This is a genomic window from Cupriavidus sp., assembly GCF_057315035.1.
On record NZ_DBHKYV010000049.1, the window covers coordinates 42,680 to 57,148 of the forward strand.

Sequence of the window (14,469 nt, forward strand, 5' to 3'; positions counted from 1 at the left end):
GGCACTTTTTGTGATGAGCAGGCGCTGCATCACGGAGCATCGAGGGATTCCTGAAGGTTCAGCAGGTTCTGGGGAACGACACGGATCAGGCCACCGCGCGGACTGTCAATATCCGAAATCAGCGATAGCGAAAGTGACACTGTCATCGGCACGATCAGCAGCAGAAACAACTTTGTGCCTTCCGTTCGTATTCCGTACCCTTGCAGCAGGCTGCTGAAGAACGCGATCGTGATCATCAGCCCCCAGGCGGAGACGGGGATACGGTTCAACCAGGCTGCCTCGGCGTAGCCTTGCGAATTGATGACATCATTCATGCCTGCCACGGCAAGCGCAGTGATCGGATTGGGGGCGGCGCTAGCCGCATCCCGCACGACCCGCCACATCTCTCTTTCGATTCGCGCTGTCCTTTCTTCTATCGCTTGCACCTTCTCTCGATCGCGCGTCCGGTAGTAGAGGATGCGCTGTTCGAGATATTGACCCAGCAGTTTCTTGATGGCAGCAGCATCGGCGGCCATCAAATCCGCCCTGAGATACTCGGTGCCAATCGCATTGGCCTCTTCCTCCTCCAGATTCTTCCGCTGATCGTAGCGTCCCACCGCCATCGACAACGTGAACCCTATCAACAGCGCCAGAAGCGTCAGCGTAGCGCCCTGGATGATATTGAAGTCATCCCGATTCTGTTTGGGAATTGGCCAGATGCGGCGAAGGACGAGCGCCCCGATACCCGTGGCAACGCCCATGATGAGCAACAGTACGACGAACAGAATGGCAGGATGACGAATCAATTCATGCATACATCCTCACAAGGCATCGTCTTGCACGGCGGAACACGCCCCTGTTCAATCGAGTGCGGGAGATCGTTGCGGCAGTGGTCCCAGGAACATTTTTCTGAATCGCTCGCGTCCAATTGCGCGGATGATCTCGGCAATGACGCAATATGAAAAAATCAAGGTCAGCAGCAGGATCTGGACGGCCCAGAAACGCGGCCAGTTGATTTCGACCAGCAGTGTGTGATTGGCGGCAGCCAGGCTTGGCGCCTCTTTCCAGTATTCATACAGCCGCTCGAGGTAGTGCACGAACAGCGCCACCAGCGTGTAGATCAACGTCTTCCAGCCAACATTCCAGATCAGCGGCTTATCGGGAAACCGGTTGATGAACGGCATCATGTTCGCGATCAGCACGGCCTTGCCGAGGATCAGCGCGGCGAGCAGGATCGAGGCCGATGTTTCCAGTTCGATGCCGCTGCTGCGGACCATCAACGCCCGGATCAAGGCGACGATATGAAGCGCCACCAGGAAAAAGATGGTGGGCGGCAGCATCTCCATGAACTCGTGCCTGATCGTTGCGAAGACATTGCTCATCCGCAGGCCTCCTCCAACACCGCTGCTTGCCGCTCTGCACAACGCATGCGACCTGCGAAAGCGGCACCGGCATCGTTTATCAGATTGAATCCCCACGAATACTTCCAGCTACGCGGGGCTGGTGGAAGTGAATGATTCTGTTAATGATGATTATTTGTTTCGAGAGCAGGCACCTGAGGTGCTGCAGCAGGCACGCCCATTCGAAAGCCGCGTCCGCTTACCCAGGTTGAAGCCTGACGAGCGAGCAGCAATGATGGCGGCGCTGAATACAGTCAGGTGCCGGAGGCTGGCGCGGATGGTTTGCTTAGCCAGTCGTGCAGCAACGTGCGCGCCGGGGCCATATAGTCGGCAAGCGGCTCCGCCTGGCCATTGGCATACCAGTGGCAATAGCAGCCGTGAAAGATGGCCACAATCACGCGCGCCATCTCTGGCGGCATGGGGTGCTCCGGCGTGCTGAGCTTGTCGACCAGCACCCGCACGTGTCCCGCCCAGGCCTCGCGGATATATTCGCGCACGCTTTGCGGGGCGTTGCCCGAAAACAGCAGCGCAAGCACGACGCCCTTGGTTTCGGGATTCCGCGTGAAGTATTCCGAGACCCGCGTAAAGATGTCATCCAGACGTTCGGGCACCGACTTGCCTGCCTGGTCTTCCAGCTCAAGCGCCTCCTCGACCTCCTTGAACAGGCTGATGGCAGCCTCCGCGAGCAATCGTTCCTTGCTGCCGAAATGCCAGAGCAGACTGCTCTTCGACACCGCCGCCACGGCGGCAATCTGGTCAAGCGTCACCTCGGTATAACCGTGCTCGGCAATCAGCTTCTTGGCCAGCGCAATCACACGCTCGCGTGTCTCGATACCACGGCGGTACTTGGTCGTCGCCATTCGGCCGGACGGAGTGCCCTCAACCTGAGGGGAGACGGATGGAGCCTCGGGGGCCGGAAGAGTGGACGTCATGGGCGACTCATGCAAGCGGTGGGGCATTGTAGCAGCGGCGCCATTTGGCCCCGCCTGCCGCCTCGGGACTTCCCCTAGGGCAGGCTGCGATCGCTTGACAAGCCACAGCCCCACTCTCAAACTCGAAATTGTACTGAACGGTCAGGTTAATTTTAGGGGAAATAATGGTGATGAATTCGTCTCTCGGCGAGGTTGACGGCATGGAAGAGCTCGCGGCCTCGTTGCAAGCGCAGCGCGCCGCTTTCATCACTTGTCCATATCCCGACCTGGACCAGCGGGTGGGCACGTTGCGCCGCCTGCGTGCGGCGATCCAGGCGCATGGTGGCCGCATGGCGGCCGCGGCCAGCCTGGACTTCAGCGCACGTGCCGAAGCCGAGACGATGATGGTCGACGTGTTGCCGTCCGTGCTGCATATCAATCACCTGCTACGCGGCCTGAAAGGCTGGATGAAGCCCTCGCGACGGCATACGGAACTGCTGTTTCTGGGTAATTCGGCACGCGTCGAATATCAGCCGAAAGGCGTGGTTGGCATCGTGGTGCCCTGGAATTTTCCGATCTACCTGGCATTGGGCCCGCTGGCCACGGCACTGGCCGCCGGCAATCGCTGCATGATCAAGACCTCGGAGTTCGCTCCGCACACGTCGAAGGCTTTGCGCGCGCTGCTGGCCGACGTGTTTCACGCCGACGAAGTCTGCGTGGTGGAAGGCGCCGATGACGTTGCCCGTCGCTTTACCGCACTGCCCTTCGACCACCTCGTCTTTACGGGGTCGCCCGCGGTGGGCCGCGAGGTCATGCGCGCCGCCGCGGACAACCTGACGCCGGTCACGCTGGAGCTGGGCGGGAAATCGCCGGCCATCGTGTCGCGCAGTGCGGACCTGGAAACTGCTGCCCGACGCATCGCCCACGGCAAGACCGTCAATGCCGGGCAGATATGCGTGTCCCCAGACTATGCGCTGGTGCACGAAGACGACGCGGAGCGCTTTGCCTCCTTCGTGATCGACGCTGCCCGGCGCATGCACCCGCAAGGCAGCGAGGACTACGCCGCCATCATCCATCAGCGCGCGTATGCCCGGCAGCTTGCCCTGCTCGACGATGCCCGCGAGCACGGCGCCACGGTGATGACCGCCGACATGCCTGGCGACGGCCGCCGCCTGCCCCTGCACGTGGTGCTGGGCGTTACGCCCCGAATGCGTCTGGCGCAGGAGGAGATCTTCGGCCCGATCCTGCCCGTTTTCACGTACCGCACCTTCGAACAGGCCATCGAACACGTGCAGCGCGGCACGCGTCCGCTTGCGCTCTACTACTTCGGCCATGACAAGGCCGAAACCCAGGCGCTGCTGCGGCGCACGCACGCGGGCGGCATGACCATGAACGACTGGGGGTGGCACGTGCTCAACCATGACCTGCCATTCGGCGGCGTAGGCACGTCTGGCATGGGCAACTACCACGGCGCAGAAGGTTTTCGCGAGCTGTCGCACGCAAAGGCCGTCTTTACCGAGCGAAGCTGGTTTCCGATCGAGCTGTTCCACCCGCCGTACGGCACCTGGGTACAGCGACTGACCCTGCGGATTTTCCTGCGCGGCACGGCGAAGTCCGAACCACATCGCAGGCCGCTTCCGCAAACCGCGCCCACGGAGCCGCACTGAGCACTGGCGGTCCGCTCGTCTCCGACACTCCCCTTCACTTCCCGGAACAAACATGGAATTCGACTACGTCATCGTAGGCGGCGGATCGGCCGGCTGCGTCCTTGCCAATCGCCTGAGCGCAGACCCCAGCGTCACGGTCTGCCTGATCGAAGCGGGCCCAGTGGACCGCTCGCCGCTGATACACACACCCGCCGGCATCATCGGCATCCTGCCGACGCGCCATGTCAACTGGGCATTCAAGACCGTGCCGCAGCCGGGTTTGGGTGGCCGCCTGGGCTATCAGCCGCGCGGCAAGACGCTGGGCGGCAGCAGCAGCATCAACGCCATGATCTATATTCGCGGCCATCGCACCGACTACGACGACTGGGCCGCGCAGGGCAACACGGGCTGGACCTATGACGAAGTCCTGCCCTATTTCCGTCGATCGGAAGACCACTTCGGTGGGGCCAACGACTATCACGGCGCCGGCGGCGAGCTTACCGTCAGCAAGCTCGATGCGCATCCGGCCACGCACGCCTTTGTCGAGGCAGGCCGCGCCGCGGGTCACAAGATCAACGACGATTTCAACGGTGCCGACCAGGAAGGCGTCGGACACTATCACCTGACCACTCGCCAAGGCCGCCGCTGCAGCGCGTCGGTGGCCTTTCTCCACCCGCTGCGCGGCACGCGCAAGAATTTGACTGTGCTGACCGCCGTGCACGCCACCAGCCTACTGATCGACGGAAAGGCAGCGCGGGGAGTCCAGGTAAACATGAAGGGCCGGAGCCTCGATGTGCTGGCTCGCCGCGAAACCATCATTGCAGCCGGCGCCTTCGGCTCCCCGCAGTTGCTGCAACTGTCCGGCATTGGCGACGCTGCCGACCTGCGTCCCCACGGCATCGCCGTACGCCACACGTTGCCAGGCGTTGGCAAGGGGCTGGTCGACCATCCCGACTACATACTGCCATTCAAGACGCACGACAAATCGCTGATGGGCCTGTCGCTGAGCGGGGCGGCCACCATGACGCGCGCTTTCTTCCAGTACCGCGCCAGCCAGACCGGCATCCTGGCCAGCAACTTCGGCGAAGCCGGTGCTTTCCTGCGCACCGACCCGTCGCTGTCGCGTCCCGACGTGCAGATCCACTGGGTGACCGGCATTGTGGACGACCACAACCGCAAGCAGCATCTTGGGCACGGCATGAGCGCCCACGTGTGTGTGCTGCGCCCCAGGAGCAAGGGATCGGTCGGCCTGAACTCCGCCAACCCGCTGGCTCCGCCGCGCATCGACCCGAACTTCCTGGCCGACGACCACGATGTGGAAACGCTGCTGAAGGGCTACAAGCTCACGCGCGAGATCATGAACAGCGGCCCGATGGCACGTTACGCGCCGCGCGAACTGTATGTAAAGCACGCCCGCAGTGACGACGAACTGACCGCCCTGCTGCGCCGGCGCACCGACAGCATCTACCACCCGGTTGGCACCTGTCGCATGGGCCGCGACGACCTGGCCGTGGTCGACGATCGTCTTCGCGTGCACGGCATGGAAAAACTACGCGTGGTCGATGCGTCGATCATGCCGACCCTGGTTGGCGGCAATACCAATGCCCCCTCGATCATGATCGGCGAGAAAGGCGCGGAGATGATCGCCCAGGACTGGCGCTAAGGCCACCACACAACCCCAACCCTTGAAAAAGAACACTGGAGACATGATGTTTCACAAGTCCGCCGCGCTGGCCGCAGCATTGATCCTGCTAAGCGGCCACGCCGCCTACGCGGTGCCCCCTGGCGAGGCAACCGCGTCGACCCGCGAGGCCAACGCGGATATCCTGAAAAAGCTGCCCTTCCAGAACAGGCAGGATTTCGAAGACGCACAGCGCGGCTGGATCGGCACGATGGACGGTGGGGAGATCCGCAATGCGCAGGGGCGCGTGGTCTGGAATCTCGACGCGTATGCCTTCCTGCATGACGATGCCGCCCCTGCAAGCGTCAATCCCAGCCTGTGGCGCCAGGCCCAACTCAATCTGAAAAACGGCCTTTTCAAGGTGACTGACCGCATCTACCAGGTGCGTGGCTTCGACCTGTCGAACATCACTGTGATCGAGGGCGACACCGGCCTCATCGTGATCGACCCGCTGCTCACCGCCGAGACCGCGCGCGCGGCAATGGACGTGTTCTACAAGTTCCGCCCGAAGAAGCCCGTCGTCGCCGTGATCTACACGCACAGCCATGTCGATCACTTCGGTGGCGTGAAAGGTGTCGTCAACGAAGACGACGTCAAGTCCGGGAAGGTAAAGATCTACGCGCCCGAAGGTTTCATGGAAGAAGCTGTTTCGGAGAACATTTACGCTGGCAACGCCATGAGCCGCCGTGCGCAGTACATGTTCGGCGCGCTGCTGCCCAAGGGTCCGCGCGGCCAGGTGGACGCCGGCCTTGGCAAGACCGTGTCGCTGGGCACGACGACGTTGATCCCGCCGACCGACATCATCGGCAAGACCGGCGAGCGCCGCACCATCGACGGTGTTCAGATCGAATTCCAGATGGCCCCGGGCAGCGAGGCGCCTTCCGAGATGCTCATGTACTTCCCGCAGTGGAAGGCGCTGTGCGCAGCCGAAGATGCGACCCACAACCTGCACAACCTCTACACCATTCGCGGTGCCCAGGTGCGGGATGCCAATCAATGGTGGAAGGCGCTGGACGAAACCGCGGACCGCTTTGGCAAACGTACCGAAGTGCTGTTTGCCCAGCACCACTGGCCGAAGTGGGGTCAGGAAAACATCGCCCAGTTCCTTGCCAATCAACGCGACGCCTACAAGTACATCCACGACCAGTCGTTGCGGCTGGCCAACCAGGGCTACACCATGACCGAGATCGGCGAACGGGTGAAGCTGCCGCCGTCGCTGGCCAGCCAGTGGGATCTGCGCGACTACTACGGCACGGTCAACCACAACAGCAAGGCTGTCTACCAGCGCTACCTTGGCTGGTACAGCGGTGACCCCGCCGACCTGCACCCGTTGCCACCGGAGGATGCCGCGAAGCGCTACGTGCAGTTCATGGGCGGTGCGGACAAGGTGCTGGCGCAGGCCCGTCAATCGTATGCGCAGGGCGACTACCGCTGGGTAGCACAGGTGGTGAAGCACGTCGTGTTTGCCGACCCCGCCAACCAGGCCGCGCGCGAGCTGGAAGCCGATGCACTGGAACAGCTTGGCTATCAGGCCGAAGCCGCATCGTGGCGCAGCGCGTACCTGATGGGCGCCTACGAGCTGCGCAACGGCGTGCCGAAGCTGGAAGGCACGCAGACCGCCAGCCCGGACCTGATCCGCGCCATGAGCGACGAGATGTTCCTGGATTTTCTCGCCGTGCGCCTGAACGGCGAACGGGCGGCGGGCCAGAGCCTGAAGATCAACTGGATCCAGCCCGACACCGGCAAGCGCTATGGCTTGAGCGTCGAGAATGGCGTCTTCCTTTACAAGGCGGACCGCACGCTGGCTGATGCTCAGGTCACACTGAGCGTACCGCGCATGACACTGATCGGCGTGCTGCTTGGCCAGACCACGCTGCCGGCCGCCATGAGCGCCGGACAGGCAAAGGTGGACGGCGACCCCGCCGCGCTGCAGCAGTGGCTTGGCATGCTCGACAAGTTCAGTCCGCAGTTCGACATTGTGACGCCCTGAGTCACGCTTCACCACAACCCCGGCCGGATGTGCGCCTGACCCGCGCCGCATCCGGTCCGCCCTTCCCTGACACAGCATGCATACACGACCCTGGCTCGCCAGCTATGGCGACATTCCCGCTACCATCGATGCCGACGCCGTGCCGTCGCTCGTCGTACTCCTTGACGAGGCGATGCAGACCTACGCTGCGCGGCGCGCATTCACCTGCGACGGACTGACGATGACCTACGCCGAGGTCGACGCGCAATCGCGCGCATTGGCCGCGTGGTTGCAGTCGGTGGCTGGCGTGCGCCCCGGCGACCGCGTTGCCGTGATGCTCCCTAACGTCCTGGCTTTCCCGGTGGCGCTGATCGCCATTGCGCGGATTGGTGCGATCCAGGTGAACGTGAACCCGATGTACACAGCCAGCGAACTGGAACACCAACTGCATGACGCCGATGCTCAAACCATCATCGCGGTTGGTGGCGCGGCAGATACGTTGGCACGCGTACTGCCAACCAGCGGCGTGCGGTCAGTGGTTACCGTGGGCGCTGACGATGCACAAGCACTGCTGCCCAATGCGACGCCCTTCGGTCAAGCCATCGCGCAGGGCAGGAAACTGCGGCTGGACCCCGTCGAAATTTGCGGCAACGACCTGCTGTTCCTGCAATACACAGGCGGCACCACCGGCGTATCCAAGGGCGCGGCACTCTCGCATCGCAACCTGATTGCCAACATCGCGCAGTTCGAGGCCATCTTTCCGGGCAGTCCCGATGCCAGTAACGAAGTCGTCGTCACGGCGATTCCCCTGTATCACATCTTTGCGCTGACGGTGAATTTCCTCTCCGTCTTTATTCGTGGCGGCCACAACTGGCTGGTGAGCAATCCACGTGACATGGACGGCTTCATCGATATTCTCAAGGCGTCACGTTGCACCTTCATCACCGGTGTCAACACGCTGTTTGCTGCGCTGGCCGCTCACCCGCGCATCGGCGAGGTCGATTTCTCGTGTCTGCGCCTCAGCGCTGGCGGCGGTGCCGCCATCATTCCTGCCACAGCGCAAAAGTGGCTGGCGATTACCGGCAGTTTCATTCGTGAAGGCTACGGTCTGTCTGAAACCAGCCCAATCGTGACCTTCAATCCTCAGTCCGTCCAGGCATACAACGGCACTGCCGGCCTGCCGCTGCCTTCCACTGACGTCAGGCTGATCGACGATGACGGGCGCGACATGGCAGCCGGCGAAGCAGGTGAAATCTGCGTCAAGGGCCCGCAGGTCATGCAAGGCTACTGGCGCAACCCCGATGCCAACGCTCGTGCCTTCACTGACGATGGCTACTTCAAGACCGGCGATATAGGCGTTTTGACGCCGGACGGCTTCCTCAAGATCGTCGACCGGAAGAAGGACATGGTGATCGTTTCCGGCTTCAATGTGTTCCCCAATGAAGTCGAGGCGGTAGTCAGTGCATGCCCGGGTGTACTCGAATGTGCGTGCATCGGGATCCCCGATGCCGCCACCGGCGAGGCGCTCAAGGTCTACGTGGTAGTCGCCCCCAACACGACTCTGGACGCTGTGGCACTGCAGGCGCACTGTCGCGGCGAACTGACCGCCTACAAGGTTCCGCGCGACTTCGACTTCGTGAGAGCCCTACCTAAGTCCACGGTTGGCAAGGTGCTCCGCCGATCGCTTCGGGATGGGGCCCCGATTGATCGATAGCCCCAGCCGCTATAGATCCTCCAAAGTGTCGACGACACTCCCGGCTGCCGGGCGAAGATCCGTTGAGTTTGCCCACGGCAGCGCCGTCGCCAGTGACTTTTGCGCTGCCCGAACTGATCAGGTCATCGAGGGGGGATCTATGCGTCGCTTGCGCCGCATACTGTCCCAAAGCTTTTACATCGGCCACAAAATCTTTGACTTCTCGCCGTCCGCGACGCTGTGCAGTATTGAGTGCTGACCGGAGTGTTAAGACGCCCTCTGAATTCGTTCCTCAGGGCGCCGCACTTATCCCATTGCTCACTCAATGAGGCTGATGATGGCGGAAATGGACAAGATAGACACCACGCGCAGGCTGCTTACATTTCTCGGCGGAGTCGCTCCCGTGGCAATGACTTCGCTCTCGGCGGTACCCGCGTCCGCGGCGGCTGCCGAGTCAAACGACGGCGCGCGGTCAGGCGCGAGTCCCACAGGGACGTCTGCAGCCAGGGAGGTTCAGCCTCCGGCCGGCCTGCCGATGCACGCTGGCTATGCGCAGGTGATTGCGCGCATGGCTTACGTGTGGGGCTGGCCGATGGTCAATATGCTCAACCGCTTTGCGCGCATTACCCAGGCGCCGCATCCCGGCCTGCTCAACGGCGTGTTGCCAGCTGCGCCACGCGGCCAGGTGGCTATGCTGCACGACTACATTGATCCGGCTGAAACATTCGTGACTTGTCCGAACCAGGACGTCGTCTATGGGCTGGGCTTTTTCCAGTTGGACGAAGAGCCGGTGGTGGCCCAGGTGCCCAACTTTGGCGACCGGTTCTGGGTCTACGCACTGTATGACGCCCGCACCAACCAGTTCGGCCAGGTTGGCAAGCCCTACAAGACCAAGCCCGGGTTTTACCTGCTGGCGGGGCCGAAATGGAAAGGCAGCAAGCCCGCTGGCATTACTGCGGTCATTCGCTGCCCGACATCACTGGCCAATGCCATACCGCGCGTCTTCATGAATGACACGGCGGACGATCGCAAGGCCATTCAGCCGGTCCTCAACCAGATTGTCTTTTATCCGTTGAAGCAGTTCGATGGTCGCATGAAGACCATCGACTGGGCCAGGGCTCCCGAGATTCCCGGGCCAAAGTCCGAAGCGGGCGCCAGCGACGGCGAGACTAAATGGGTTATCCCCGAGAAATTCTTCGACCAGTTCGGGCAGGTGCTGGAAACCGTGCCACCGATGTCCGGCGAGGAAGCGCTATACGCGCAGTTCCGCTCGCTGATGGACGTGGCCAGTCGCGACGCGGAGATCAAGAAGCTGCTTGTATCGACGTCGGTGGAGACCGAACGCGACGCGATAGCGCCGTTCTTCGAATGGCGACGCAATGGCCTGCCCGCAGGCAACGGTTGGAACCGCTCGACCAACAACGCGCAGACCGGATTCGACTACTTCAACCGTACCGGCACGGCCAAGTCGAACATGTTCGACAACCGGCCCACCGAAACCCAGTACTTTTATACCGATTTCGACGGGGCAGGTGCGGCACTGACCGGCTCCAGCAGCTACGAGATCGTCTTTCCAACCGGGCAGGAGCCACCGGTCAATGGCTTCTGGTCGCTGACCCTCTATAACGACAAGCACCTGTTCCATCCGAACAGCCTCAAGCGCTACTCGCTCGGCACCAAGAACGTCACGCTGAGGAGAAATGCCGATGGATCGTTGACGCTATATGCGGGCGCAAAATCTCCGGGCGCGGAGCGTGAATCCAACTGGCTGCCGGCGCCGAGTGGAGCCTTCTCGCTCTATATCCGCGCCTATTGGGGCAAGCAGCCGATCCTCGATGGCTCGTGGAAGCCGCCGACGATCCGCAAAGTGGCCTGACGTTCGCCGACAAACTACATGATGCCGCCGATGCGGAATTCGACAGCCAGTCAGGCCACTTCACTGACAGCTTAGTCAGCCAGTGCGACTTCCGCGTCGTCGGTCACCGTGCTTTTTGCTATCGCGTTGTCGACTTCGGCAACCATGTCGCCCAGACCGATGGCGACCGTGATATTCGGCGTCCAGTCCTTGCGGTCGGTGCTGACCTCCGCGAACGTGGTCACCGTCGCGGTGTAGCCCTGCGCCCTGAGGTCGTCGGCTAGCCGTTGAGCGCGCGGTTCCAGCGCTGCTTGCGGATTGTCTTCGTTGATGTCGAGTACCAGACTGGTCTCGAATTCTTCCTTGCCCTTCTGGATCGCCGTTTGCATTGCCTTGAGCTGCTTGTTCGCGAGCGCGACAAGCTTGCTGTATCTGGATTCTTCCTGGCTGGCGCGCAGTGCCTTGGCGGCGTTGATGATTTCGGTGCGGTCCACGAACATGGTTGCCTTTCGAGGTGTGGGAGAGATAGCGCAGGCGCCGCACGGGCTTGACTACGGGAGCCAGCTTTCCGGGATGCGACGACAACTGTATAAATATACAGTGTCCAGCGGCTAGCCGGCAAGGAGTAAAGGGGGAAAGTTCCTGACAGCAGAAGCCTGATGAACAAGTAACAACACCCCCCTCTTCCCTACCCCATCTCGATACGGTCGTCAGGCGGCTCGTTCGATAGCAGGCGAGGAAACCGATAGCGCAGACCTTCCGTGGCCCTGCCAGACCCGCCAGGCAATCGCAGGGCTGAGCAGAGACGTCGGCGGGGTCATCAGGTTGACTACGTTCAGAAACGCAGTCGCCAATGTGGTGTCGTGTACTGCAGCCAGATGAAGCTTGCCGATGTACCAGTTCATGAAGCGCAGCATCGGCGGTCGCGCGCCCTTCACGCACGGATTGCGGAGGTCGTTGCCAATCGCGATGTGCCACGGGATGTCGACGATTTCCGCGGCCCCTTTGAAGAACCGCTGCGCCAGATCGTTCAAGCCCGCGCGCAAGAGGCACTGTTTCAGCATCAGCGCCTCCTGCGCCGCGACCGTCATGCCCTGTCCGTAGACCGGGTTAAAGCTGCAGATTGCGTCTCCGAACACCAGGTAGTTGCCGGGAAAGCGTGCAAGTTTCTCGTACCGTCGGCGCAAGTTGCAGGTGTAGCGGTAGCGTCTGTAGTCGCTTAGCGGCTCGGCTCTGGCGACCATGTCGTGAATCTCCATGGTCGGCAGCGTCGCCAGATACGCCAGAAAATCCTGATCGTTGTCGGGTGCCTCATCGCCTAGAAAGCCGCCGGTGCTGACAATCCAGCTATCGTTCTCCTGCGCGAGCATGACGCCGTTCCGCCAGTTTGGCGCACTAGCGGCTACCACGATGCCGAGCTTGCCGTCCAGATCCCCCGGCCGACGCCGATAGGTACGCGTGATGTAGCCAATGCCGACCTCGACCTTCTCGCTGATGGGCGGGTGGTAACCGAGTTCCTGGAGCCAAGTCGCACTGGACGACCCGCGACCAGTTGCATCTACGACAAGGTCCGCATTGAGGGTTTCTTCCGGCCTGCCTTCGACACGTACGCGCACACCCGTCACGCACTTGCGGGCGACGTCGCTGGTGAGCCCCTGCACCGCGCAACTCTCCATGGCACGCACGTTCGGGAGTTTCAGGAGCCGCCGCCGCAGATGGCCTTCGAGCACGGGGCGGCTCGCAAGCAGACCGATCAGGTCGCTCTTGCCATTGGCAAGCGCGAAGTTGCGGCCTATCCAGATCACGTCGTTACCGGCATCACCGAGCAACCCACCGCTTTGCGCGACGACCTCGTTGTTGTATCCGGGGAAGAAATCCTCGAGTATCTGGCTTCCGCGCGCAAGAAGCCCGTGGGTGTGGCGGCTCTGCGGGACCCCCTTCCGCGGTGTATCCGCTGTCGGAAACGCATCGCGTTCGAGCACAGTGACAGTGGTAAAGAAATCCGATAATGCGCGCGCGGCCAACAGTCCACCCATGCTGGCGCCCATCACGATCGCATGTTTTCCGAGGTTTTTCATCACAATCCTCCAGTTCGATCCGCTGCGCCGAGCTCAGCGACGATCGTCTGCGGTGCATGGTAGGATCGGCGCGTCCCCTGATCGTCCCCTGGGCGCCGTCGTGGAGGGTGGCACTGCTATGGCTCTGTTTAGCGTGCAGACGCTTGGATTTCCGGAGATCCGCCGGGATGGCCTGCCCTGCCCGTTGGCCTTGCGCAAAGGCTTGGCCCTGCTGGTCTATCTGGCGGAAGCGAAGGGGCCAGTCGGGCGCGACGTCGTCGCAACCATGTTGTGGCCGGATGACGGCGAAGATGTCGTGCGGGCGCGCCTGCGGCGCCTCATGAGCCGCCTCCGGCTCACGCTCGGTGACGACGCTCTCACGGCCGACCGCTCGACCCTTCGATGGTCACCAGCGATTGACCTGCAACTCGATTCCCAACTGTTCGAGCAAGCCTGCGATGGCGGCGAATTCGAGTGGGCGTGCCATAAATATCGCGGCGATTTTCTCGAAGGCTTTTCGGCAGGTGATTGCCCGCAGTTCGACGAGTGGGCTTTCTTTCGCCGTGAGGCGTTGCGGGGCCGGGCGATCCAGGCGCTGGAACGGGTGGTGCACGACAGCCATGCGGCCGGCAACTACGCAGCCGCAGCGGCGCACGCCAGCCGGCTCGTCCAGATGGATCCTCTTAGCGAAGTGTACGGCCGGCACCTCATTCGCAATCTCCTGCTTGCTGGAGATCGGGCTACGGCCGAGCGCCACTTCGAGGCTCTAGCCCAACGCCTTCGCGACGTGCTCGATGTGGCACCAGAAACTGAAACCCGCGCGCTGCTGAATGCCGCTACCTCGTTGCCGATCGAGGCGCCGCCACCGACGCGCTATGTCTGCGACGACGGCGTCCATCTCGCGTTCCAGACCTATGGCGTCGGCGGCATTGACATACTTGTACTACCCGGCTTCGTGTCCCATGTCGAACGGATTTGGGAAGAACCCCGATGCCGGGCGTTCCTGTCTTCTCTCGCAGAGATGGGCCGGCTCATCCTGCTCGATCGTCGCGGCATCGGACTGTCCGACCGGGTCGGGTTCAATCCCAGCGCAAACGCGACCGCGCGGGACATCGGCACCGTGCTCGACGCTGCCGGGACCCGTCGGGTCGTGTTGTTCGGCGCATCCGAGAGCGGGCCGGCATGCTTGACATCCTCCCCTACCTGAAGGCAGGAGATTCCTGCTGCGTCTGAAACGATGACTCCAGTGTCAGCTCACTTCGGCGGGTTCCTGCTTCA

10 protein-coding genes and 1 pseudogene are annotated in these 14,469 nt (G+C 62.2%); 6 read left to right on the top strand and 5 right to left on the bottom strand.

Translation table 11 applies throughout. The features are described 5' to 3' along the window. Nucleotides 1–29: 29 nt before the first annotated feature. The 3 genes from ACO550_RS34885 to ACO550_RS34895 all read right to left on the bottom strand — a co-directional run bounded on the left by ACO550_RS34885 (nt 30) and on the right by ACO550_RS34895 (nt 2,239). The gene (locus ACO550_RS34885) at nt 30–794 is read right to left on the bottom strand and encodes a bestrophin-like domain (RefSeq protein WP_315597931.1); all 765 of its coding nucleotides are present in this window, start codon (nt 792–794) and stop codon (nt 30–32) included. A 45-nt stretch (nt 795–839) separates the two neighbouring features. Beyond that, on the bottom strand, nt 840–1,361 hold the full coding sequence (locus tag ACO550_RS34890; protein ID WP_315597932.1) for a hypothetical protein: 522 nt from the start codon (nt 1,359–1,361) through the stop codon (nt 840–842). A 272-nt stretch (nt 1,362–1,633) separates the two neighbouring features. Continuing rightward, entirely contained in the window at nt 1,634–2,239 is a 606-nt protein-coding gene (locus tag ACO550_RS34895) for a TetR family transcriptional regulator (RefSeq protein ID WP_315597933.1), read from the bottom strand. Between the two features lie 242 nt (nt 2,240–2,481). On the opposite strand from ACO550_RS34895, the gene ACO550_RS34900 reads away from it, so the two are divergent. The 5 genes from ACO550_RS34900 to ACO550_RS34920 all read left to right on the top strand — a co-directional run bounded on the left by ACO550_RS34900 (nt 2,482) and on the right by ACO550_RS34920 (nt 11,155). Next, a complete protein-coding gene (locus ACO550_RS34900) occupies nt 2,482–3,957 on the top strand; it encodes an aldehyde dehydrogenase family protein (protein ID WP_315597934.1) in 1,476 nt (491 codons plus the stop codon). Between the two features lie 52 nt (nt 3,958–4,009). After that, nucleotides 4,010–5,599: a GMC family oxidoreductase gene (locus ACO550_RS34905; RefSeq protein ID WP_315597935.1), complete on the top strand. Its 1,590-nt coding sequence runs from the start codon at nt 4,010–4,012 to the stop codon at nt 5,597–5,599. 46 nt (nt 5,600–5,645) lie between these two features. Further along, a complete protein-coding gene (locus ACO550_RS34910; RefSeq protein ID WP_315597939.1) occupies nt 5,646–7,607 on the top strand; it encodes an alkyl/aryl-sulfatase in 1,962 nt (653 codons plus the stop codon). 76 nt (nt 7,608–7,683) lie between these two features. Then, a complete protein-coding gene (locus ACO550_RS34915) occupies nt 7,684–9,300 on the top strand; it encodes an AMP-binding protein (RefSeq protein ID WP_315597936.1) in 1,617 nt (538 codons plus the stop codon). A 388-nt stretch (nt 9,301–9,688) separates the two neighbouring features. Beyond that, the gene (locus ACO550_RS34920; protein ID WP_315597940.1) at nt 9,689–11,155 is read left to right on the top strand and encodes a DUF1254 domain-containing protein; all 1,467 of its coding nucleotides are present in this window, start codon (nt 9,689–9,691) and stop codon (nt 11,153–11,155) included. A gap of 71 nt (nt 11,156–11,226) precedes the next feature. Here ACO550_RS34920 and ACO550_RS34925 read toward each other — a convergent pair whose 3' ends face one another. Beyond that, complete coding sequence (locus ACO550_RS34925) at nt 11,227–11,634, bottom strand: hypothetical protein (protein ID WP_315597937.1); 408 nt, start codon at nt 11,632–11,634, stop codon at nt 11,227–11,229. A 210-nt stretch (nt 11,635–11,844) separates the two neighbouring features. Next, a complete protein-coding gene (locus ACO550_RS34930; protein ID WP_315597938.1) occupies nt 11,845–13,212 on the bottom strand; it encodes a monooxygenase in 1,368 nt (455 codons plus the stop codon). Nucleotides 13,213–13,330: 118 nt separating this feature from the next. Between ACO550_RS34930 and ACO550_RS34935 the strand changes: the two are divergent. Continuing rightward, nucleotides 13,331–14,380 (top strand): annotated as a pseudogene (locus tag ACO550_RS34935) (bifunctional AfsR/SARP family transcriptional regulator/alpha/beta hydrolase); the annotation flags it as partial. Nucleotides 14,381–14,469 lie beyond the last annotated feature (89 nt).